Below are 21807 nucleotides of genomic sequence, written 5' to 3'. Positions count from 1 at the left end.
ATGTTTAGACAAATTGTGGACGTTCTAAAACCTGGGAAAATAGGGTTTTAAATTCAACTTTTTGGGTTTCTAATTCCATCATTTGTTTCCAGGTTTCATAGAAGAAAAATGTGGTTCCGGCGAATTGGCGATCGCGAGTCAGTTGAATTTGTTCTTTGACATTAACAAAAGACATCGGTTTAATTCTTAACCCGGTTAAAATACCAATACTAACAGGAATATGGCTTTTTGCTTCCAAAAGTTCAGGACGTTTTAAATCCGCTAAAAATCCATTGATATCATCCCGATATACTTGTAAAACTAATTCTTCTAAATAGCCTTCTTGTTCCCAGGTTTTCCAATCTTGTAAAAACTGAGAATAGGCAAAAAGATAGGGATTTGGGGATAAAGAAAGAATACAATTCGGTTTATAATCTTTGATCACCCAGAAAACTCTATTCACAAATTCTGTGATCTTTTTCGCTCTCCAACTTACCCAATTTACATCTTGAAAGTCTGTGGGGGGTTGGGGATTTCCCGTTTCTTTCCGATATAATTGGATTGTAAATTCATCATAGCCTAAATCGACAGGTAAACCAAAATGATCATCAAATTGAATACCATCAACATCATAGGTTTTGACGACTTCAATGATTAAACCTAAAAGAAACTGTTGTACTTGAGGATGGAAGGGATTTAACCAAAATTGATTAACTTGACTTTCTTTATATACTTTTGTACCATCTTGACGACAGGTAATCCAATGGGGACGCAGTTGGGCAATTTGAGAATCCGGGGGAACCATAAATCCATATTCAAACCAAGGAATCACACTAATCTTTTTTTCTTTGGCTAAGGGAATCATTTCCTTGAGGATATCTCGATCTTTTAATTCAGGAATCGGATATATTTTGGTTCCGGTAAACCGTTCCATTAAAACACTTGGATAAAGGGTATAACCGTTATTCCAAATGGTAGGATAAATGGTATTAAAATTATATTCTGCTAATAAATTAATAGCATTAGTTAAGGTATTTTTAGAGAACAAAACATCACTATCAATATTTGTTAACCAAACTCCCCTTAATTCACCCCTAGGAACGGGAATAATTGGCGGTTTAACAATATACTGTTCAGCAATAGTTAAGGGCTCCTCAACTTGGCGCAATGCTTGACAGAAAAACACAGCGACTTCGGCGCGAGTTGCGGGTTTATTAGGGTTTAAAAGTTTCACCTCTGGATAATTAACCACTAACCCAAATTCAATCGCTGCCGTGATCGCATTTTTAGCATAATTAGGAACATCTTTAGCATCATTTAAACTTTGATTTAGGGTTTTAATAATAGACTGACTGGGTTCATAATTTAACCCCTTAACTAAAGCGACTAATGCTTGTACTCTAGGAATATTTTGTTGGGGTTTAAAACTTTGGTCTTCATAGCCACTCATAAACCCCGTACTATAGGTTTTTTGAATCACACTATGAGCCCAAAAATCAGCCGAAACATCCTTAAATTGGATGGTTTCTCGAATGTCTAAAAGTTGGGGAAAGGCTTTAATTAGCATGGTGGCAAACTCAGCACGAGTTAAGGTAGCATCGGGCTTAAAAGTTCCATCTCGATAGCCACTGATGATACCTTTATTTGCCAGAGTTTCAATACTGTTTTTCGCCCAATGATTTGTGATATCTGTAAAGTTTACCATAGCGTTTAAAAGGGGTAAAAATTGATAAAATTAGTTAGACATTCGTTAAAGATTTCCGTTTAATTGTTAATATTTTTGAACAAAACGATACGATCTATTAACTTTGCCTCTAATTTGATTCAGAAAGAATATAATAGCAGTATGAATTGTACACCAAAGTAGGATAAGTTACAATCTTTAAAAAATGTCAACTTGTCCATATTTTTTCAATCCTTGTTTAGAGGTTTAGAGCTAAATTATGAAACTCATTTCTATCCTGTTTTCTGGAATTACCACCTCGATTACCGCCCTGACCTTGGTGACAGGTCTAGCCATGGCTCAAATGGCCGAAGTCCCCAAACCCAATATGAAAGGAGATTTTATCACAGCAAAAGTTCAAGGAAATCGAGGACTTTATAATAATATTAACTGGTTAGTTGTCGATCCTGAATATTTGAACTGTCGCAATACTCCCGAAGGAACGGTTAAGGCTCGCTTAGAGTCGGGCGCAATGATGACAGCCCTGTTTTCTAATGATGGAAAAGGTGATGCTATTGTACTTAAAAATGGTCAATCTTGGTTAAAAGTAGAAAGTATTCATCCTTATGGGCCTCGATTAAATTCTGGAGTCTGTTATGTTCGGGCTAATTTGAAATATATTGCCCCAATTAATGGTGATTATTTCGATATGTTAAAAAGGAAATAAAAGCTATGCGTTTTATCAATCCCAAAACTGATTTTGCCTTTAAAAAAATATTTGGTTCTTCGGAAAGTAAGGATATTTTAATCAGTTTTCTGAATGCAATGGTTTATAATTCTGAGCTAGTTATTCAGGATTTAGAGATTATTGATCCTTACCTTGCGCCCAAAGTTACCGGATTAAAAGATACTTATTTAGACGTTAAAGCTCAACTAAATACAGGTGAAATTGTCATTATTGAGATGCAGGTGATTAATGTAGAAGCCTTTACCAAACGAGTCTTATATAATGCAGCTAAGACCTATTCTCTGCAATTAGATGTGGGACAAGGCTATCGGTTTTTAAAACCTGTGATTGCTTTAACAATTACGGATTTTATCCAATTTGAAAATACGAATTCTGGGATTTCTCACTTTATTTTTAAAGAAAAAAATCAAAATTTTAATTATTCTGAGAATGAATTAGAGTTAGTATTTGTGGAATTACCTAAATTTCAAAAATCCTTAGAACAATTAGAAACTTTAACGGATAAATGGATTTATTTTATGCAAAGTGCTAGAATCTTAGAAACTGTTCCTGAAACCTTAGAAACTGTCCCTCAAATTCAACGGGCTTTTCAAATTGCTAATCAAACTAATTTAACCCGTGAGGAACTCGATGAAGTTGAAAAAGTAGAACTGTTTTTACAAGATCAAAGAAATGCAATTAGTTTTGCAGAAAATGAAGCTAGACAAGAAAAAGCGATAGAAATTGCTCGTCAACTTTTGAATATTTTAGATGATCAAACTATTAGTCGCACAACCGGGTTAAGTTTAGCAGAAATTCAAAACTTAAGATCCTAATTTTTTCAAGAATTAAGAGGAATATCGACCGTATTTTGCGATCGCATTTTCCTCTGGATTTTGTTGATTTATTAACCACGCCCAAAGTTGATCACCCAGGGAAAAATGCCACCATTCATTCGGATGTTGTTGAAATCCTGTTAATAGCATAATTTGGGATAAAATCAGACGATTTTGATGATATTCTTTCTCTATTTGATCAGAACTATGCTCAAAATAATTAGGATAGGATCGAGGAGAAATCTGATCAATTTCCGAACCCATATTTAATATTTTCCCCATATAATCAACTAAAGTAATATCCAAAGCCGCACCCGTACTATGGGGGGGAGGAGTGGCGGGATCTAAGCTCGGAGCCGCCCAAAATTGATCAACTTCTGTTAATATAGATTGGTGTTGTTCTGCTGAAAGATTATCTGGTGTTAATCCCCGTTCTTCTAATAGTTGGTTGTATGAATAATTTACCATAAATTGTTGCACTTCTACGGGACGATAGGCGTCAAAAATCAATATCTTCCAACTAGGATAATTATTCTGTAATTGTAGTTGTGCTTCGAGCAGACGTTCTAAAACACCTTGTCTTAAATAATAGGGAGAATCTACCGAAGAAAAATGATAAGGCGCTCCTAATTTTTGATAAGCATGGGGAGTTTCTACTACAAATTTTTCCAGGGGTATATTAACTAAAGGTTCGCCACATTCTTGAATCGGAATTTGTTGATAAGGTTTCATAATATTTGTTAATTCTAAGTAGTAAGCCCTTCAGGGCTTAGAGGTTTAGAGAGAGCCCTGAAGGGCTCACTACGGGGCTTAGAGGTTTAGAGAGAGCCCTGAAGGGCTCACTACAACTACGGGGCTTAGAGGTTTAGAGAGAGCCCTGAAGGGCTCACTACGGTTAAGATTGTCGGGATGCAATTAAAGCATAAAATGGGTCGCTTCCTCCCATTCCTAACATTTGCATAAATAGGGGGGTTTTAGATTGACTAGCAATAACTTTGGGGCTATTAAATCCGGGTAAATTATTAATTTTAACGGAATTAATATAGCCTTTGACTAATTCAATTCTATCAGGTTCTGTTGCTTCTCGCCAGGCGGAGATCGCTTTTTGATAAAACATTCGATTAGAAAAGCTAATAATGGTAATTCCACCGGGTTTTAAAATTCGATGAATTTCGGATAAAATTGCTTCAGGATATTGTAAATATTGGATAGAAACACAAATTAAAACCGCATCAAAATCTTGATCAGATAGGGGAAGTTTGAGATTTTGGTTTAAGTCTTGAATAAAATAATGATCAAGTTGAGAATTTTTAGTTAATTCTTCTTCATTCATTCCATGTCCTTCGACATGGGAAAATTGAATTTCAGGGGGAAGGTGAGATACCCAACTACTCATTAAATCTAAAATCCGAGTTTGGGGTTTAAGATGCTTTTGATACAGAGTTGTTAATTGACCAATAAACCCTTGATCAACGTGGGTTACAAAGCGAGGAAACGAGTAAAATAGTGAGTCCTCTGTTTCATCTAATTTAATCCGTTCATGGCGTTGGAGTAACATAATTCTATTGATCCTGATAGATGCTATGGGTCTGTCAATCTGAATATTAAGAATTGTATACTAATTTTGATCCAATGGGTATAATTATTCTAATATTGATTAATAAGTCAAAGATATCTTGATTCAAAATCGCTATTAAAAATACCATAGAAACCCATGCCTCGCACGCCTACATTATCCTTTGATCGGGGTACACTTTTATTACATCCTCCCCCAAAGGGAAAAAGTTGGATTGATTTTGTGACCTGGGATGATCGGGTAGAAAAATTTAGAAGTCCCGCTTTTTATTATCGCAATTTAGTAGAAACTTTACGCAAAAATCAAGTAGATTTTATTGATCAAGCTCATAATTTTAACCGACTAGAATTAACTCCCAGTTTTGAAATGCCCCCCTATCTTCATCAACAGGAAGCATTAGCAGCTTGGCAAGCGGCAGGAAGTCAAGGAGTGGTGGTTTTACCAACAGCTTCAGGGAAAACCTATTTAGCTCAATTAGCGATGCAAGAGACAGGATATAGTAGCTTAATTATTGTGCCAACCTTGGATTTAATGCACCAATGGTATGCCCATTTATTAGCGGCTTTTCCTGATATTGAAATTGGATTATTGGGAGGAGGATCGAAGGATAGAACCCCGATTTTAGTAGCAACTTATGATAGTGCAACGATTAATTCTGAGACATTGGGAAATAAATATGGACTGTTAATTTTTGATGAATGTCATCATTTACCCACGGACTTTTATCGAGTTATTGCGGAATATTCCCTCGCCCCTTATCGTTTAGGGCTAACAGCAACTCCTGAACGTTCAGATGGTAGACATAGTGATTTATCGTTGTTAATTGGGTCTACGGTTTATCGGAAAACCCCGGAAGATTTAGCGGGATCGGCATTAGCAAATCATCGAGTTGTACAAATTTTAGTTAAACTTTCTCCCAAGGAAAGAGAGACTTATCAAGAACAAATGAAAGTCAGAAATGAGTTTATCAAAGAGAATAATATTAAATTATCGAGTTTAGACGGTTGGAAACAATTTGTGATGTTAAGTGCGCGATCGCCTTTAGGAAGAAGGGCAATGTTAGCCCACCGACAAGCTAAGGAAATATCATTATGTACTAACGGAAAATTGAGGATATTAGCAGATTTATTGAGTCAACATTATCTCGAAAAAACCCTAATTTTTACCGCCGATAATTCAACGGTTTATAAAATTTCTCAAAGTTTTTTAATTCCAGCTATTACCCATCAAACCCCCGTAAAAGAACGCCATGAAATCTTAACTAAATTCCGAGCAGGAGACTATAAAACCCTAGTTGCATCCCATGTTTTAAATGAAGGAGTCGATGTTCCCGATGCTAAGATAGCAATTATTTTATCAGGGACAGGTTCAGAACGGGAATATATTCAACGGTTGGGACGAGTTTTACGCAAAGGAAATACCCCCAATAAACAGGCGATTTTGTATGAAGTAGTTACGGAAGATACCAGCGAAGAGCGCACATCCCAACGTCGCAAAGGTGAAACAAAATCTCAACCTCAACCGCCCAAAAAAGTGCCTAAATCTGATTATCAGCAGTTGGATATATTTCAACCTAAACCTTTATATGGTGTTCAGAATTTTCCAGGTAAACGAGTTGCAGAATCTTCAGAAATATGGAATAATCAAGAAGAATCCGAATAAAAATATAGGCAATAATTTTAAGGTGTGATATAATTAGTAATTATTCGTATAGTTTGCTTATCTCAGAGGAAAAAAGTAATGAATTTGACCAACCTGCCTTTATTAAAAGACTTTAGCATTTTTCCTAAACATATAGGAACTTGGCAAGGAAACTGGATAATTTTCGATGAAAATGGGCAAGAAAAAACTCGATTTACGGCGGTTGTAACCCAAAATATTGTTGAGAATCAGTGGGTGCAAACAAATGTTCAAACCTATAGTAATGGTCAATCAGAAACTCGAAATTTCATTGGTACGGTTATCGGAGAAGGGGAAGTCTTAATTGAAGGTTCAGATTCGGCTTTTGTTAATTATAAATCTATAGCAACAGAACGAGATGATGATTTAATTATTTTCAGGGTTTGGGATAAAACAACAGGTAAATTAAGAGCCGTTGAAACTATCAATCTGATTAGTCCCTCCGAACGAATTAGAACTACCCAAAGTTTTCATCCCGAAACTGGGAAATTTAGAGGATTTATGGTAATTATAGAACAAAAAATTGCTGAATAAAAGTTAGTAAAATTTCAGTTTTACCCTAAATTTATGAGTTGGAATTTCTGATGCTACCTTCTGAACTTTTAAGTTATAAACAACAGGGAGAAACAGTAATTCCCCTGCGGCTAAAAATCGATCCCAAACATATCAATTTAGCAACGGATGTGATTCAATGTTTTGAAGAATCTGTGAATAAAACCCAAGGGGAATTAAATAAACGCTTACAGGAATTTGAAGGAGATAGTCCCGACTATCGGTTAAAAAGAGGATTAGCCCATTTATTAAGAAGTGGTTTTTGTACTTTTGAGATAGTTAGTCCCCTAGAACCTGTGGAATTACGACAAAAAGTATTTACATTATCCGCGAAAACAATACCGAGTTTAGACGCAACAGAACAGACCTTAGAACAGTTAGCAACTCAACTAAGTCAAGACTTAAATCGAGAGGTTTTACCCCATCAAATTTTATCGGGTCTTTATGCAGATTTACAGGAAAATCGGATTTTAACCCAATTAGATTCTCCCACTCCAGAAGCATTATTACATCGGTATAATTTATCTCAAGTTCAGGGAATTTTCTATCAAGCGAGTCAAATTATTATTAACGCCTATCGGAATGATCCAGGGGAATATAAACTCTTATTTCGCTATTTAAAATTATTCCAATTAATGACTTATATTGAAGGAGATGCAGATCACGGTTTTACTTTAACTATTGATGGCCCAACCAGTTTATTTAAAGCCAGTACCCGCTATGGTTTATCTTTAGCTAAAATGATTCCCGCCTTACTTCATGTTACCAAATGGAGTTTAAAAGCTAAATTACAACAACGTGATCCCTATACTCGGGTGATAAAAACTGGTTATTTTAGTTTGAATTATGATTGCGGTTTAGTCAGTCATTATCCCCCCGGTAAACCCTATGATAGTATGATTGAACAATCTTTTGCCGAGCGCTGGAATACCTTGAAAACCGAGTGGAAATTAGAACGGGAAGTCGATTTAATTCCAATTCCAGGGAGTGTAATGATTCCTGATTTTCGCTTAGTTCATCCCGATGGTAGAATGTTTTTATTAGAGATTATTGGTTATTGGCGACCGGAATATTTACAGAAAAAGTTTTATCAAGTTCAATCTTCTGGCTGTGACTATTTAATATTAGCAATTTCTGAACGATTGAATTTAGAAAATGCCGGAATTAATATTAATCGTCTCCCGGTTCCTGTGGTTTGGTTTAAGGATAAATTATCTCCGAAGGCGGTATTAGAAATTTTAGAAAATCAGGTTGACAATTTTAACAAAAATTAGCTATAATTAATGAGAGGTTTAGGTTTTTATGTTTATGTTGGCTCAATCTCCCCGTCCGACTGAAACGTTATACGACCAAGACTATTATCTCTGGTTGAAAACAACAATTAACCAACTGCGTGCTAATCAGTTTTCCCAGGTTGATTTAGAGAATTTACTGGAAGAATTAGAGACAATGGGGAGAAGCGAAAAGCACAAGATTGAAAATTTATTAGTGAAGCTATTTGAGCATCTCCTAAAATTGCAATTTTGGCAAGGAGAAAGGGAACGAAATCAAGGACATTGGAAAGGAGAAATTATGGCATTTAGGAGACAAATTAACAAGCAACTTAAAAGCAGTCCTAGTCTAAAACCTTATATTTTAGAAATCTTTGATGAATGTTATGAAGATGCGCGAAAAGAAGCGAGCGCTCGTTCTCAACTTCCGTTAGATACTTTTCCGGTAATTTCAATTGGATCTTTAGAACAAATTTTAGATGAAAATTTGTTTCCGATTTAACTTTTCTCTAATTATGCTCACCTCAATTCTCCACTTATTTCGAGATTCATTTCTTTCAGCAATATCATTGATTTTCGAGATTTAGAGTGTTTTTTTAGTATAAATTATTATTTGCTTGTTATGTAATTAATTTTGTTTACCTACTTATAATTAGCTAGAAGCATCAATTTCCGCTAATTCTAACCATCTTTCTGTGGCATTATCAATTTCTATGATAATATTTTCCACCTGTTGATGCAAGTCTTGAACATTAGAAACCGCCCCCGGAGGTGCATAATATAATTTCTGTTCTAATTGGGCTTTTTTCCCTTCTAGTTCAGCAATTTTTGTCTCTAACTTTTCATATTCTCGCTTTTCTTTAGAAGATAATTTCCGTTGTCCGCTTTTATCCCAAGAATACCGTTGAGACTTTTCCGAATCTGTACCCGCAGATAAGTTTTTTTCTTCTGTTTTTACCCCTTGACGACTTAACTCTAATTCCTCGGCTTTTTTATAATCTAAATAAACCGAATAATTCCCCGGATATTGTCGTAAAATTCCCCCTGCTTCAAAGGAAAAAATGGTTTCTACTGTCCGGTCTAAAAAATATCGGTCATGGGAAACCACAATTACACAACCATTAAAATCCTCTAAATAATCTTCTAAAACCGATAATGTTTGGACATCTAAATCATTAGTAGGTTCATCTAAAATCAACACATTGGGCGCACTCATTAATACCCGCAATAAAAATAACCTGCGTTTTTCACCCCCAGAAAGTTTATTTAACGGAGAATATTGTTGATTAGGCGGAAACAAAAACCTTTCCAACATTTGTGATGCTGTAATCTGGGTTCCATCGGCAGTTTTTACAAATTCTGCAACTTCTTTTAAGTAATCAATCACACGCTGATTTTCATTCATCGCCGCCAACAAATCCTCCGAATGTTGGTCAAAATAACCGATATGAATGGTTGACCCAATTTCTACTATTCCCTCATCGGGTTTAATTCTACCCGTAATCATATCTAATAAAGTTGATTTTCCTACCCCATTTCCCCCAATAATTCCTAAACGGTCATCAGGATTAAAACTATAGGTGAAATCTTGAATTAAAGGTCGATTATCATAGGACTTAAAAACATGGTTTAATTCAATAACTTTTTTACCGATGCGACGACCGGGCGTGGAAATTTCAACTTTCCCATGGACTTGTTTAAACTCCGTATCTTGCAGCCCTTCAACCCTTTGAATCCGGGCTTTTTGCTTGGTACTCCTAGCTTTTGGCCCCCGTCTTAACCACTCTAATTCCCGACGCAAAACCCCCCGATGTTTGCGTTGTTGACTAACAGCAACATCCTCGGCTTCGGCTTTCTTTTCTAAAAAATAAGAATAATTTCCCCCATGGGTAAATAAATCACCTCGGTCTAATTCTAAAATTCGATTGGTTACTTGGTCTAAAAAGTAGCGGTCGTGGGTAATTAATAATAAAGCCCCGCGATAATTTTTTAAATAATCCTGTAACCATTCTACGGAAGCTGCATCTAAATGGTTTGTAGGTTCATCCATTAATAAAACATCCGGTTCTACTAATAATGCTGTTGCTAAAGCAATGCGTTTGCGATATCCCCCCGATAATTGGCGAATGGGAGTATCAAAATCTTCTATTCCTAATTTTGTTAAAATAATTTTAGCTGTGTTTTCTAATTCCCAAGCATTGGTGGCATCCATGCGTTGCATAACTTGGGAAAATTGCGTTAAGAGTTGGGAATCTTCAGGATGTTTTGCTAATTTATGAGATAGGTCTTCATATTCTTGAATTAGGTGCATTTGTTCGCCACTATCGGCAAAAATTTGTTCTAAAACCGTGAGGTTTTCATCTAAATTAGGTTGTTGGGGTAAATAGATAACTTTTGCCCTGGGATTAACCCAAAGTTGCCCTTCATCAATAGATTCTTGTCCCGCAATCATCTTTAATAAAGTTGATTTTCCTGACCCATTGGTTCCAATTAAACCGACTTTATCCGTCGCATCTAAACTAAAGTTAGCATCTCGGAGAATTTCTTTGGTTCCAAATTCTTTTTTAACGGATTGTAAGGTAAAAATAGACATAAGCGTTAAGGGATTAAAAATAGATGATTGTAGCCGAATAAATTAATTCACGGGAATCTACTATAATTATACTATGAAATAGCCGAACTTAAACCGATAAAAATAGGTAAAGTATGATGTCAGCAGATTTACTGTCTCGAATTTCTATTGACCCTAATATTTGTTTTGGTAAACCCTGCATTCGGGGTCATCGCATTTGGGTGTCTCTAATCTTAGATTTTTTAGCCAGTGGAGTCACCATTGAATACCTTTTAGAAGAATATTCTGGAATAGAACGAGAAGATATTCTAGCTTGTATTGCTTATGGTGCTGAATAATTAGAGGGTTTAGTAATTCCTTCTGCTATAAACCCTCTAATTATTTAGGAATTGTGGTTATTCATAACTCATTTCTGAAGTATTCCCTAAATTAAATAAGAAGGGAATCATGCTTTTATCATCCCCATTCATAATTAACACTCTTGGCATTTGAGAACCGCCTTGTTTCCAAGCTTCAATTGCTTCTTTTTGTAACACTAATTCTCCTCCCGTTGCTTTCAAAGTTTCTGCTAATAAACGTTGAGCTTCCGCCGTTCCTTTTGCTCGGTTAATATCAGCTTGAGCTTGTTGTTCTGCTTCCTGGGCAATATAAACAGCCCGTTTTGATCTTTGTTCAGCAATTTGTTTTTCTTCAACTGCTTTAGCAAATTCAGGAGAAAATGACAAATCAACCACACTGGTATCTAAGACAATAATTCCATATTTATCTAATCGTTCATTCAAGGCTTCATCAAAGTCTGATTTTAATAATTCCCGTTGAGTAATGGCTTCTTCAATGGTTCGTTTTGCCGCTGCAATTTTAAAGCATTCTTGGGTTTGGGGAGCCACAACTTTAGAAACAACATTTTGTAAAGTTCCCTGTTCTCGTCTAATTCTGACTACTTGTATCGGGTCAAGCCTAAAGTTAATGGCAAAACTTGCCGATAATTCTTGTAAATCTTTTGTAGAACTTTGAGCCGGAACTTCAAATTTTTGTACCGTCAAATCGTAAATATCAACAGCAGAAATTAAGGGCGGTTTGAAATGAATGCCTTCTAATAATACCCCATCTTGAGCTTTTCCTAAAATACTCAATACCCCCGCTTGACCTGGGTTAATAATCACAAAAGAATTGACAGAAATCAAAGCTAATATTGCCAAAGCAATTCCGAAAATAATACTGGTTAACCCAGCTTGTGGTTCTGCACTTTTCATGAAACTTACTCCAATTGATAAAATAATTATACCGTTATTGATCAAATCTGAACCACAGCTAAGGTTAATCCGATAGAATTGATTATTGTTTACAAAATTTTCTTTGTCTAGTTTCTTCAGTATCTTGCCAGTCATAACCATAATGACTAAAAGCATTAATTTGAGGAATTGTGCTGTAAATATCTATCATTTGTTGTTCCAAAGACGGGCGATTTTTGATCGATTTTCCCCAGTCTCCCGCTAAAGCTGGGATAACTTGAGTTCCTGGGGGCGCCTGAGTCACAACTTGCTGCACTTGAGCCGTAATACAATTCACCTGACCACAGACAGCATAGGACATGGGATGCCATTCAATCGAGGGCGAAAATTGATCCCAAGGCTGCATTCGAGAGTCAAAACCCATCTGTCCAATTCTGCGATTTCCTTCGGGAAAAAATACCGCTCCTGCTGGAATTCCTTGGCTTTGTACGGGTTGAGTTGCTATTGCTAAAAAATCTAAAACTCCCTGTCTAGCATGGGCAACACTTAGCCGCCATAATTGTAGTTGTAAGGTTTCTCCCATCTTGGGAATAGAGGCTAAAGTCTTCCACTGTTTTTCATCAAGCCAATAGGGTTTATCCTTTTCATCGGGATGCTTTTCATTCACTGTTTTAACATCTATTTCGGTAATAAATCCCTGCTGTAAAAATCGCTGCATCAAGTCTCGCCCTTTCTGACTACTGGCTCGATTTAAAAATGCTTGTTGAGAATATTCTCCATAAATCCATAGGTCTTTGACTTTTGAGGCAACGGAATCTGCTCCTAACCCTTTGGGATAGCGAACATAGTCAAATAAAACCCCATCGGGACGACGTTGTAAGATGGCATTTAATAAGGTTAAATAATCTTGTCTGGCTACGGGATGATAGGGGTCAACAAACCCTTGATTAACAAAACTTTCCCCATATTCGTCTATTTTGGTTTGGTCTACTACTGCTGTTGTGGTGGTTTCTCCTTTCCCATTTATGGCTAAAACTGATGTTCGATCTGGTTTTAAAGTATAAGTATAGCCATAATTTAACATAAACATCCAAGCATAAACTTTTAAGCCCCGTTGTCTCCCTTTTTGGATGGTTTCTGCTAATAAATCTTGGTTTTCTGTTCCGGGTTTGCGGATAGCTGCTGGCCATGCAGTGGGATTCTTTGCCGAAGGTAATAATACTTGACCATCATAAAATACTTCTAAATAAACTTTGTTATAACCTTTATTAATAATATTATCTAAAATCCGATCAATTTCTCCAGTTCTGGTATCACAGGGATATAATCTTAACCAAATGGCTTGATTTTTAGGGGTAATTTGTTGACGACATTGATTGACTTGTTGGGCGTGTTGTGTTAGAATAGTATTGTAGTTTTTTATAGCTTCTGAATCTCTCGTTAATGCTGCTTGTCGTAAATTTTCTTTTTGGGCGATCGCTTGAGGAGATAATTTGCACTGAGCCAGGGTTTGAGAATTAGCTACAGAAATCAATAAAAAAGGATTCAAGGAAAGGGTTATTAACAAATTTAATAATAACCCTGAAAGACGACGTTGCTGAATCATTAAATTTGACATAAAATTTTATTGGATTTTACTACATTTTCAAGCATTCACAACGTTCCAAATAAAATCAGTAGGGAAACACACTGATAAATAGAACCCGCCCGTATAACTGATAACTGATAACTGACTATGCTCCTCGACTAACTGCGGTTTCTACTTGTTTAAATTCCTGTTGTAAACGTTCTTTTAATTTATCTGGAATGGGACGGTTGGGATAGGAGCTATAATGGCCCGCTAAGGCATTGAGGGCTGTACGCATAGTGGTAAATGAGCTTAGGGTCGTAACAGCACTATCCCGACGGTAACGAGCAATAAATTCGTTAATTACCTCCCGAGCTTGACCTTGGGCTTCAGCCTTCTGGGGAGCATCATCAGGTAAGAGAATAGCGGTTCTCAGGCTATCGACAACGGCTAAAGTATCTTTAGAATAATTGCCCGTTAACATTCCCGAAGGACTCCCACCGCATCCGACTAGAGTAACGGCAGCCACGAGAACTAGGGCTAACAGACGAGAAATGTATTTTTTCATGAGCTTTATTACAATTGGCATTAAAAATTATAATCAAAATCCGGGTCTATCCCCATATTAAAATGGATTTTTCTTTGTTTCTCCCTATTTTTGATGAACAATTGGGAAAATTATTACAAAAATTGATCTAAAAAAGTTTCAACTTCTGTTAAGGTAGGTTGGGCGGCAATCGCACCGGGTTTTGTTGTGGTTAATGCCCCGACTGCACTGGCAAATTTGACTATTTTTTCGGCTATTTGAGGATTATTAATAGATTCTATCCCTAATTTACAAAATTGATAAATAATTCCGGCGGTAAAACCATCCCCGGCTCCAGTCGTATCTGTAACATTAACATAAAATGCGGGTATTTTTCCATAATTCCCCGCTAAATAATAGGCACAACCCCGTTCTCCAGCCGTGACAAATACTCCTTGAATTTGTAACTTTTTAGCGATCACTTTTGGATCTATAGTATTAAATAATAATTCTGCTTCTTCATTGGTTAACTTGAGAAAATCGGCATTTTTAACAAAGTTTAAAATTAGTTCAATTGCTTGATCAGGATTTTTCCAAAACATCGGTCGCCAGTTAATATCAATAAATAATTTAACCTGATAATTTTTAGCTAATTTAAGGGCTGTTAATATAGCGTCTTGACTCGGTTGATAGGCTAATTCTAACGTTCCTAAAACCAGGAATTTTGCGGTTTTAAATAAGTCTTTTGGAAGTTGTTCTGATTGTAAATAAGTATCAGCAAATTCAGTAGTTTTTCTATCTCCAAATCCAGCAAAACTGCGATCGCCTTTTTCATCTCTAACCACATAAACAATTCTAGTCGGTGCACTAGAATGCCGTTGAACTCCCGTAATATTAACCCCAGTTTTAGTTAATAATTCCACTAATTGATCTCCCGATTGATCTTCCCCAATACAGCCTATAAAAGCCGTCGGAATCCCTAATTTTACTAATCCACAAGCAGTATTAGCCGGAGCGCCTCCGGGGTAATCTGTCCAAAATTCAACGGTTTCTAAGGGTTTTCCCAATTGATTAGATAATCGATCAAATAGGATTTCACCAATACAAATCACTTGCGGATAAGTCATAATTTTTCACAATAATAAACATTCTAAACTATTGTAGGGTGCAGCTATCAACGCACACGCACCAGCACCCAGACTTGCATTTCCTTATAAATATAACAGAGAGTTTGACTCATTCCATCCAGGTAATAATAAGTTGTCACTTGACAATTTGATCAGAATAAACTATAGTCAATACAAGCTCAGAATTTTATGTCTAGGAAAAAACATCCTAAGCCAGAAATTGAAGCAGCCTTGAAGTATGCTGAACAAAATGGATGGCGTATTGCAGAGGGTGGCTCTCATGCGTGGGGAAAGATTTACTGCCCTTATAATAACAATGTCCCAGACCTATCTATAGCGGGACTCCTTCTATCTGGCACTTGTCGGATATATTGAACTGGTTATATGAGGAGAAAAAATATAGAAATAGAATTGACCCGACTTTATTAGAGTTATCTAAGGTTAGTAAGGATTTTAATATTGTTAGGGAGTTGGAAACAGTTGATTCTGAAGAAAAGGAAAAGATTCAATTATTATTGTAAAAATACGTTATGTGGGGAGTATGAAGATTATCTATTTTCTTGTTGCTAGGTTCTACCTAGCAATACTTTAAGCAGGCTCCGCCTGCTGTTCATCGGAGGCAGAGCCTCCCTGAGTGGGTTCCCAGGTAGAACCAGGGAACCAGAGTTTTTAGTTAAACAATATAAGGAGAATCAACTGCTTGCGCCCGATTAACTGCTACCAAAGTTTGATAGAAAATCGCCGCAATTTCCCCACGAGTCACATCTTTTAATGGGTTAAAAACCTCCTTTTTCGGGTAATTGACCACTATATTTAATTCCGTTGCCGTAATCACTGCATTAGTAGCAAAAGATTGAATTTGAGCCCTGTCAGTATAAACACCCAAACTATTAGATGTTCCCCCGGTTAATTTCAACCCATTGACTAAGGAAACAATCGCTTGAGAACGAGTTAAATTTTGATTTGGTCTGAAAGTTTTATCGGGATAACCTGATAGGAACCCGGCCCGATTTGCTTTATCAATTGCCTCTTTTCCCCAAAAATCCGCCGCCACATCAGTAAACACAATTCCTTCGCGAATTGGTGTTAATTCAAACGCCGACTTTAACATCGCAGCGTGTTGGGCGCGGGTTAAGGTAGCATCGGGTTTAAACGAACCATCGGGGAAACCGCTAATAATCCCCATATCCGCTAACCTTTCAATAAAAGTTCTCGCCCAATGGGAACCAATATCGTTAAATTTCGCCCCTCCGGGTGGCGGAGTTGGAGTCGGTGTGGGAGTAGAGCCGCCGGGGGTTGGGGTCGGGCTAGGACTAGGGCCAGGAGTTGGGGTTTGATTGGCGGTAAACTCAATACTTCCCAAAGTTCGGGTCGGGTTAATTTGATTTCCCACCGAAATTAAGGTAAATTTACTGGCATTTTGAACATCATATTTGCCATTATCAACAAATACATTCCCGCCATTATCTTGAGGGCTACCAATATCCGGGGCAGAATCAGCAATTACCGTTAAACCATCTTGAAGATTTTTCTTAATTTGATTTTTTCGTAATACGGGTTTAGACTGTCCTGATAACACAATCCCAGACCGATTTTCCAGAATTTCGTTCTCAATAATTAAGGGAGAAGCTTGGGCTTGGACAGAAATTGCATATCCGGTATTTTGGAATTTATTCCCCCGAATTTCCCCCTTAGCATTCCCCCCCAAAGCAATACCATTACCCACATTTTCGATAAAATCACTATTCGTTACCGCAGCAATGGCTGTTCCCGTGGCAAAAACCCCTTCCCGTTTGGATTTCGTCAGGGTACAACTACCGATATTACAGTAAACCGATTCTACCCAAATTCCAGTCCCTCGCGTTTGGTCATTGGTAACGCTAACCCCCTTAACCGTTGAGTTATTTTCCATCAAAATCGTCACATTTTGAGCCGCCGAACTGGGACTACTGAAGCGACCACTTCCCAGAATTACGACATCTTTGCCCTTGGTCGTTTCATTCCCAACAATAGTTACTCCCGACCGCACAATTAACGGAAATACTTCCCCAGTAGCGGCGTTATAGCTCCCAGGAGCGACTTGAATCAGGGTTCCCGACTGGGCTTGACTAATAGCCTTAGCAATGGTTTTTAAAGGAGTAGATTGACCGCCTGTGGCCGAATCATTCCCGGTAGCCGAATTAACAAATAGGGTTGCAGATGCGGCTGTTGGTACGCTTTGAGTCACGACTTGTATATTTCCTTTAACGCGAGTAGAACTAAGAATATTTCCAAAGGAGGTTAAGCTGGTGGTTCCGGCATTTTGGACATCAAAACCGCCATTATTCCGAATAGTATTTCCCCCTGGGGTTTGGGCGGTTCCTAAATCCGGTGTAGCTTGATTCATAATTACCACCCCATCCCCGGTATTGCGTTCAATTAAGTTTTGGCGCAAAATCGGTTGGGAGTCCCCGGCAATTAATATCCCAGAACGGTTTTCTACAATAGCATTATCCCGAATTAACGGAGCAGCTTGATTTTTAAGAGAAATCCCGTATCCGGTGTTTTCAAAGGTATTTCCTCCGATTTCTCCTTTGATATCCCCTTCAATTGAGACTCCATAGCCCTCATTTTGCACAAAAATACTATTGAGAATCTGAGGATTTCCCGAACCTACGGCATAAATCCCTTCTCGTTTGCATCGGGTAAAGGTAGAATTAGCAATTACAGGAGATTGAGATTCAATCCAAACTCCCGTTCCTCTAGTTTGAATATTGGTAACGGTGACGCCTCGCAATTGGGCGTTATTTTCCATCAAAATTGTGATATTTTGACTCCCAGCACTGCTACTGCTATGGAGTCCATTCCCTTCGATTAAAATGCCACTGCCTTTTCCTGACTCATTCCCGATGACTATGACACCATCTGCGAGGATAAGGGGAAAGGTTTCACCACTTAAACTACTATAAGTTCCTGGTTCTAGGTAAATTGTGGTTCCCGACTGAGCTTGGGAAAGGGCTTTTTTTAGGGTTTTAAAGGGTTTATTCGACTCCCCGGAACTAAAATCATTTCCAGTGGCGGGGTTGACGTAAAGAGTTACCATAGTTTTGTTTTTGTTGAAACTATCTGCGCTTTATTGTAAACTTTAGTTACACCCTTCGTGTTAGGGATTCGGTCAAAAAACCGGAAAAATTCAATTTATTTTAATATTATTGTTTTGTTAGTTACACCCTTAGAGGGTTTGAGCCATTAAGGGTGTTTGTTGTAATTTTAACCGTTGAATGTGCGATTTCGCCATTTGGATAGTTGAGATTCTCCAAAGGAAGCTAACCCATGCAGTTCTAAAACCCGTTTTTCCAAAACATTAATTAAATCATCTTGTTCTTGCAGATAGTTTTTTAGGGCATCATAACTAGCAGTTCCTTGATGTTGGGTTTTAGTGGAAATTAAACTCGCTAATTTTTGTTCCAGAGTTGCCATTTGTTTTTTTTGAGTCGCACAGAGATATTCTAAATTATGATAATTATCTTCTGAAATACTATGAGATAACTTTGCTTCTAATTCCGCAATTCTCCCTTGTTTAACTTGCAGTTCAGCTAGAGAACTATTGCTTTTTTCCACTTCTTTTTCCAGGGTTTCAAGGCGCTGGTTGAGTTGCAATATAGTATTTTGTTCCTGTTCTAACTGGCTTTGTAAAGCCTGGTAAGTTTCTGCGGGAATAGTTGTTGTTAATTGTTGCTCCAATTCAGGAATTCGATTTAATTGAGTTTGTAATTGAGCAATTGTTGATTCTTGTTCTTTCGAGGTTTCTTGTAAAGCCTGATACGTTTCTTTATCAACGGTTTGTGTTACCTTATTTTCTAGTTGTTGTTGTAAATCAGCAATAGTTTGTTTTTGTTGTTCTGCTTCTTGTTTTAAGGTTTGATATGTTTGGACGGCAATAGTTTGGGTGAGTTGCTGTTTTAACTCTTGAATTGTATTAGCTTGGGCTTCAATCTCCTGTTTTAAAGCAGTATCATCAGTCGCAGGCGCAGAAGATTCTACGTTAAGGGTAGCTGTGGTTTCTTCTCCTGGGGTAGCTTGGTTTAAATGTTCTTTAGTCAGACGTTCAAATAATTCTGATTTTGATACTCCTAATTCTTTGGCGAGCGCCTCTACCTGTTGAGCAGAATCAGCCGTTAAAGAAACCGTAACTTTTACTTTGTCACTAATGGCAGAAGTGTTACGGGTAGCAGGAGTCGTGCGTTTTTTTCTATTGGTGGACATGACAATATATTCCTTAAAAATTTCACTGAGAATGCAAGGATTTAGGATTGGGGATGTTCTATGAACTAAACCCGAAATTTAAAATCATTTATCCCAAATTGTTAATTTGATGGCGGTAGACTTTCAATTGTGAGGTTATAGGGCTCACTTTTGGGCAGGATAAACGTTGACGCTTTGAATTCCGGTTCAACATTATCCCGCAATCGCCTACATTTAGCAGTATAGGTTGGTGCAAACACAAAAAACTGTAAATTTTGTAAAGAATGAAGAAGGCGGTCTGTGGAGCGGGTATCGTCGCTCGCTAAGGGTGTAGGGAAGATTATAGCAATCCGTGTATGAAAAAAACAATGTAGGGTAGGGGTTGGGAGACAAAACCCCGACGAGAAAATATTACTACCTCGGCGGGGATTGCTATATAATTATTAGTCTAGGCTTCTTGTGGGGACTCACCAGAATTATCAACTTATTAATTAGTGAAAAAATCATGCTAAAAACTTTCAATGCTATTTTAAAAAACAATTCTATTCAATGGCTGGATCAAACTCCAGATATCAACTTAGATAATTCAGTTGAAGTTAAAATTACTTTTTTAGAAGAAGAAATATCAACGAATGCAACTAAATCTAATGGTCAAAAAATGTCTGAAGCCTTAAATAAATTAGCAAAAAACAATGTCTATTCTAAAATCAATCCTCAAAAATGGCAACAAGAAATTCGTCAAGATCGTTCCCTTCCTAATCGAGATTAAAGTTTTTTACATATTTCCCAAAAATAGAAGACAATTTAAACATAATTTTATCCTGTTTTATTTTGGTAACTAAATACCGTTGTTGTAAAGATTGTAACCCATTAATTAAATCCGTTGATGATAATTCTACACTTTCTCTCAATGTTTCTCTGGATAAAGATTGCTCAAATTGACTTAATTTTAAAACGATTTGTTGTTCAATGGGTGAAAGTCTATTAAATAATTGGTTAAAATGCGATCGCATTTCTGGAGTAATCACTAATTCATTCTCAGCTAAAAACTCAGCAACATCACCATCAAATATATTTTTAATTAAAATAGCAATACTTTTTAAATAAACGGGATTACCTTCATATAAATTAATTAAATTTAACCAAAACTCGTCATTTTTTAATCCTTTATTATTCAGAATTTCCAGATCATATAAACCTGATAACTCTAAACAATTAATCGGATATAATTCGTTTTCCCAACCTTCCATTTCTGGACATTTTTCTTGACTGATTAAAATTAAACTGCTCTGATGTTCGGTTTCTGTGATCAGAGTGAAAAAGTTTTGATAACTTTGATATTCCGGTTGATATTGTCCCGTGAATTGACCCGAAGTAAAGATATTATGAACATCATCAAGGATAATTAAACATTTTTTATTAATGAGTATATCTAATAATTGTTTTACTTGATCATCTATAGTTTGTTTGTCTTCTAGTTTAATAATATTCAATAAATCCTTAACAAGCAATTCTAAAGGTTTAGGATATTTTAAACTTCTCCAAATAATGAATTCAAATTGATCTAAGTTTAAATCAACCCATCTTTTAACAAGAGCAGTTTTACCAATTCCAGATAATCCTAATATTGAGATTAAACGACTATTTTGTTTGAATATCCAATTAGAAATGGTGTTAAGTTCAGTTTCTCGGTTATAAAAATTTATTATTTGAGGAGCTAGGGTTAAATCGTGATGAGGTGATTTATATTTGTGATTTGCTAAATTTTGTTCATTATTTGGCGTTGAATTATATAAAATTTGTGATCCAAAATGACAGTAAATATTACCCATATTGCAAATATTTTGAGATGATTGAGACAATGAAATATCTAATCTTTCAAAAGTGGAACTAAAATTAGTCTTTTTTATATCTTCACCCAATGCTTCAGATAAAAATTTCCATAATTCACCCCCTACATCACTAGCATGATTTTTATTAAAATGATTCTTTTCACCAATCTGACTATAGGTTTCTCCCTGCCATGTTCCCTCAACTACAGCCCTTTGCACATTATCTAAATGCTTTCCAGTGCGTTCAAAAATTAACTGATCCACAAATTGTAAAACTTCTGTTATATTCATAAAAACCATATATAGTAAAGGTTTTAGCTATTATAGCCTAAGTCAATCCCAATTTTTCCTAACTTTTCCGCTTTTTTGCTTAACATTCTGTAAAAAACTCCCGCTAAAATCCGTTGTTTGAGAGTGGTTAAATCCAAAGTTTAAGTTTATGC

Annotated in this window: 19 protein-coding genes; 8 read left to right on the top strand and 11 right to left on the bottom strand. The window is 36.6% G+C overall.

The features are described from left to right. Nucleotides 1-4 precede the first annotated feature (4 nt). Nucleotides 5-1684, bottom strand: coding sequence for a glycoside hydrolase family 10-like protein (locus NMG86_RS22135; RefSeq protein ID WP_043937749.1), 1680 nt, complete (start codon nucleotides 1682-1684; stop codon nucleotides 5-7). A 238-nt stretch (nucleotides 1685-1922) separates the two neighbouring features. Between NMG86_RS22135 and NMG86_RS22130 the strand changes: the two genes are divergently transcribed. Together NMG86_RS22130 and NMG86_RS22125 are read left to right on the top strand one after the other, a co-directional pair. Next, nucleotides 1923-2369 (top strand): hypothetical protein, encoded by a 447-nt coding sequence (locus tag NMG86_RS22130; protein ID WP_026787719.1) that lies wholly within the window; start codon nucleotides 1923-1925, stop codon nucleotides 2367-2369. Between the two features lie 5 nt (nucleotides 2370-2374). Then, nucleotides 2375-3205 carry an Rpn family recombination-promoting nuclease/putative transposase gene (locus NMG86_RS22125; protein WP_026787718.1) on the top strand — a complete coding sequence of 277 codons (831 nt, stop codon included), beginning with the start codon at nucleotides 2375-2377 and terminating at the stop codon, nucleotides 3203-3205. 12 nt (nucleotides 3206-3217) lie between these two features. Here NMG86_RS22125 and NMG86_RS22120 read toward each other — a convergent pair whose 3' ends face one another. Both NMG86_RS22120 and NMG86_RS22115 read right to left on the bottom strand, forming a co-directional pair. Then, complete coding sequence (locus tag NMG86_RS22120) at nucleotides 3218-3937, bottom strand: M15 family metallopeptidase (protein ID WP_026787717.1); 720 nt, start codon at nucleotides 3935-3937, stop codon at nucleotides 3218-3220. A gap of 163 nt (nucleotides 3938-4100) precedes the next feature. Further along, entirely contained in the window at nucleotides 4101-4763 is a 663-nt protein-coding gene (locus NMG86_RS22115) for a class I SAM-dependent methyltransferase (RefSeq protein WP_026787716.1), read from the bottom strand. A gap of 156 nt (nucleotides 4764-4919) precedes the next feature. On the opposite strand from NMG86_RS22115, the gene NMG86_RS22110 reads away from it, so the two are divergent. The 4 genes from NMG86_RS22110 (at nucleotide 4920) to NMG86_RS22095 (ending at nucleotide 8786) form a co-directional block, all read left to right on the top strand. Next, complete coding sequence (locus tag NMG86_RS22110; RefSeq protein ID WP_026796523.1) at nucleotides 4920-6443, top strand: DEAD/DEAH box helicase; 1524 nt, start codon at nucleotides 4920-4922, stop codon at nucleotides 6441-6443. Nucleotides 6444-6521: 78 nt separating this feature from the next. Further along, a complete protein-coding gene (locus NMG86_RS22105) occupies nucleotides 6522-6995 on the top strand; it encodes a hypothetical protein (protein WP_174235996.1) in 474 nt (157 codons plus the stop codon). A gap of 50 nt (nucleotides 6996-7045) precedes the next feature. Continuing rightward, nucleotides 7046-8287, top strand: coding sequence for a DUF790 family protein (locus tag NMG86_RS22100; protein WP_026787713.1), 1242 nt, complete (start codon nucleotides 7046-7048; stop codon nucleotides 8285-8287). A gap of 28 nt (nucleotides 8288-8315) precedes the next feature. Beyond that, nucleotides 8316-8786: a DUF29 domain-containing protein gene (locus NMG86_RS22095; protein ID WP_306439071.1), complete on the top strand. Its 471-nt coding sequence runs from the start codon at nucleotides 8316-8318 to the stop codon at nucleotides 8784-8786. Nucleotides 8787-8936: 150 nt separating this feature from the next. On the opposite strand, the gene NMG86_RS22090 is transcribed toward NMG86_RS22095, so the two are convergent. Further along, entirely contained in the window at nucleotides 8937-10877 is a 1941-nt protein-coding gene (locus NMG86_RS22090) for an ABC-F family ATP-binding cassette domain-containing protein (RefSeq protein ID WP_026787711.1), read from the bottom strand. 113 nt (nucleotides 10878-10990) lie between these two features. Here NMG86_RS22090 and NMG86_RS22085 point away from each other — a divergent pair, with 113 nt between their 5' ends. Continuing rightward, on the top strand, nucleotides 10991-11194 hold the full coding sequence (locus tag NMG86_RS22085) for a DUF433 domain-containing protein (protein ID WP_043937747.1): 204 nt from the start codon (nucleotides 10991-10993) through the stop codon (nucleotides 11192-11194). Nucleotides 11195-11251: 57 nt separating this feature from the next. On the opposite strand, the gene NMG86_RS22080 is transcribed toward NMG86_RS22085, so the two are convergent. The 6 genes from NMG86_RS22080 to NMG86_RS22055 all read right to left on the bottom strand — a co-directional run bounded on the left by NMG86_RS22080 (nucleotide 11252) and on the right by NMG86_RS22055 (nucleotide 19553). Further along, the gene (locus tag NMG86_RS22080) at nucleotides 11252-12109 is read right to left on the bottom strand and encodes a prohibitin family protein (RefSeq protein WP_026787710.1); all 858 of its coding nucleotides are present in this window, start codon (nucleotides 12107-12109) and stop codon (nucleotides 11252-11254) included. A gap of 82 nt (nucleotides 12110-12191) precedes the next feature. Beyond that, nucleotides 12192-13706: a family 10 glycosylhydrolase gene (locus NMG86_RS22075; protein WP_026796522.1), complete on the bottom strand. Its 1515-nt coding sequence runs from the start codon at nucleotides 13704-13706 to the stop codon at nucleotides 12192-12194. Nucleotides 13707-13821: 115 nt separating this feature from the next. Then, nucleotides 13822-14223 (bottom strand): photosystem II protein Psb27, encoded by a 402-nt coding sequence (psb27, locus tag NMG86_RS22070; protein WP_026787708.1) that lies wholly within the window; start codon nucleotides 14221-14223, stop codon nucleotides 13822-13824. Between the two features lie 113 nt (nucleotides 14224-14336). Then, nucleotides 14337-15308: a carbohydrate kinase family protein gene (locus tag NMG86_RS22065; RefSeq protein ID WP_026787707.1), complete on the bottom strand. Its 972-nt coding sequence runs from the start codon at nucleotides 15306-15308 to the stop codon at nucleotides 14337-14339. 673 nt (nucleotides 15309-15981) lie between these two features. Further along, a complete protein-coding gene (locus tag NMG86_RS22060; RefSeq protein WP_026787706.1) occupies nucleotides 15982-18390 on the bottom strand; it encodes a DUF1565 domain-containing protein in 2409 nt (802 codons plus the stop codon). Between the two features lie 167 nt (nucleotides 18391-18557). Continuing rightward, nucleotides 18558-19553: a ribbon-helix-helix domain-containing protein gene (locus tag NMG86_RS22055; protein ID WP_026795483.1), complete on the bottom strand. Its 996-nt coding sequence runs from the start codon at nucleotides 19551-19553 to the stop codon at nucleotides 18558-18560. Nucleotides 19554-20037: 484 nt separating this feature from the next. Here NMG86_RS22055 and NMG86_RS22050 point away from each other — a divergent pair, with 484 nt between their 5' ends. Then, nucleotides 20038-20301 (top strand): hypothetical protein, encoded by a 264-nt coding sequence (locus tag NMG86_RS22050; protein WP_026787704.1) that lies wholly within the window; start codon nucleotides 20038-20040, stop codon nucleotides 20299-20301. Here NMG86_RS22050 and NMG86_RS22045 read toward each other — a convergent pair. Beyond that, nucleotides 20288-21655, bottom strand: coding sequence for a helix-turn-helix domain-containing protein (locus tag NMG86_RS22045; RefSeq protein WP_026796521.1), 1368 nt, complete (start codon nucleotides 21653-21655; stop codon nucleotides 20288-20290). The genes NMG86_RS22050 and NMG86_RS22045 overlap by 14 nt on opposite strands. Between the last annotated feature and the right edge of the window lie 152 nt (nucleotides 21656-21807).

The sequence above is a fragment of the Planktothrix rubescens CCAP 1459/22 genome, assembly GCA_904830895.1.
Lineage (GTDB): Bacteria > Cyanobacteriota > Cyanobacteriia > Cyanobacteriales > Microcoleaceae > Planktothrix > Planktothrix agardhii.
Note: the sequence above shows the minus strand (reverse complement) of the source record. Positions and strands in the feature narration are given on the sequence as shown.

What these genes read in the sequence shown, in the direction of transcription:
- NMG86_RS22135 (WP_043937749.1), bottom strand. Translation starts at nt 1,684, where the DNA reads ATGGTAAACTTTACAGATATCACAAATCATTGGGCGAAAAACAGTATT.
- NMG86_RS22130 (WP_026787719.1), top strand. Translation starts at nt 1,923, where the DNA reads ATGAAACTCATTTCTATCCTGTTTTCTGGAATTACCACCTCGATTACC.
- NMG86_RS22125 (WP_026787718.1), top strand. Translation starts at nt 2,375, where the DNA reads ATGCGTTTTATCAATCCCAAAACTGATTTTGCCTTTAAAAAAATATTT.
- NMG86_RS22120 (WP_026787717.1), bottom strand. Translation starts at nt 3,937, where the DNA reads ATGAAACCTTATCAACAAATTCCGATTCAAGAATGTGGCGAACCTTTA.
- NMG86_RS22115 (WP_026787716.1), bottom strand. Translation starts at nt 4,763, where the DNA reads ATGTTACTCCAACGCCATGAACGGATTAAATTAGATGAAACAGAGGAC.
- NMG86_RS22110 (WP_026796523.1), top strand. Translation starts at nt 4,920, where the DNA reads ATGCCTCGCACGCCTACATTATCCTTTGATCGGGGTACACTTTTATTA.
- NMG86_RS22105 (WP_174235996.1), top strand. Translation starts at nt 6,522, where the DNA reads ATGAATTTGACCAACCTGCCTTTATTAAAAGACTTTAGCATTTTTCCT.
- NMG86_RS22100 (WP_026787713.1), top strand. Translation starts at nt 7,046, where the DNA reads ATGCTACCTTCTGAACTTTTAAGTTATAAACAACAGGGAGAAACAGTA.
- NMG86_RS22095 (WP_306439071.1), top strand. Translation starts at nt 8,316, where the DNA reads ATGTTTATGTTGGCTCAATCTCCCCGTCCGACTGAAACGTTATACGAC.
- NMG86_RS22090 (WP_026787711.1), bottom strand. Translation starts at nt 10,877, where the DNA reads ATGTCTATTTTTACCTTACAATCCGTTAAAAAAGAATTTGGAACCAAA.
- NMG86_RS22085 (WP_043937747.1), top strand. Translation starts at nt 10,991, where the DNA reads ATGATGTCAGCAGATTTACTGTCTCGAATTTCTATTGACCCTAATATT.
- NMG86_RS22080 (WP_026787710.1), bottom strand. Translation starts at nt 12,109, where the DNA reads ATGAAAAGTGCAGAACCACAAGCTGGGTTAACCAGTATTATTTTCGGA.
- NMG86_RS22075 (WP_026796522.1), bottom strand. Translation starts at nt 13,706, where the DNA reads ATGTCAAATTTAATGATTCAGCAACGTCGTCTTTCAGGGTTATTATTA.
- psb27 (WP_026787708.1), bottom strand. Translation starts at nt 14,223, where the DNA reads ATGAAAAAATACATTTCTCGTCTGTTAGCCCTAGTTCTCGTGGCTGCC.
- NMG86_RS22065 (WP_026787707.1), bottom strand. Translation starts at nt 15,308, where the DNA reads ATGACTTATCCGCAAGTGATTTGTATTGGTGAAATCCTATTTGATCGA.
- NMG86_RS22060 (WP_026787706.1), bottom strand. Translation starts at nt 18,390, where the DNA reads ATGGTAACTCTTTACGTCAACCCCGCCACTGGAAATGATTTTAGTTCC.
- NMG86_RS22055 (WP_026795483.1), bottom strand. Translation starts at nt 19,553, where the DNA reads ATGTCCACCAATAGAAAAAAACGCACGACTCCTGCTACCCGTAACACT.
- NMG86_RS22050 (WP_026787704.1), top strand. Translation starts at nt 20,038, where the DNA reads ATGCTAAAAACTTTCAATGCTATTTTAAAAAACAATTCTATTCAATGG.
- NMG86_RS22045 (WP_026796521.1), bottom strand. Translation starts at nt 21,655, where the DNA reads ATGAATATAACAGAAGTTTTACAATTTGTGGATCAGTTAATTTTTGAA.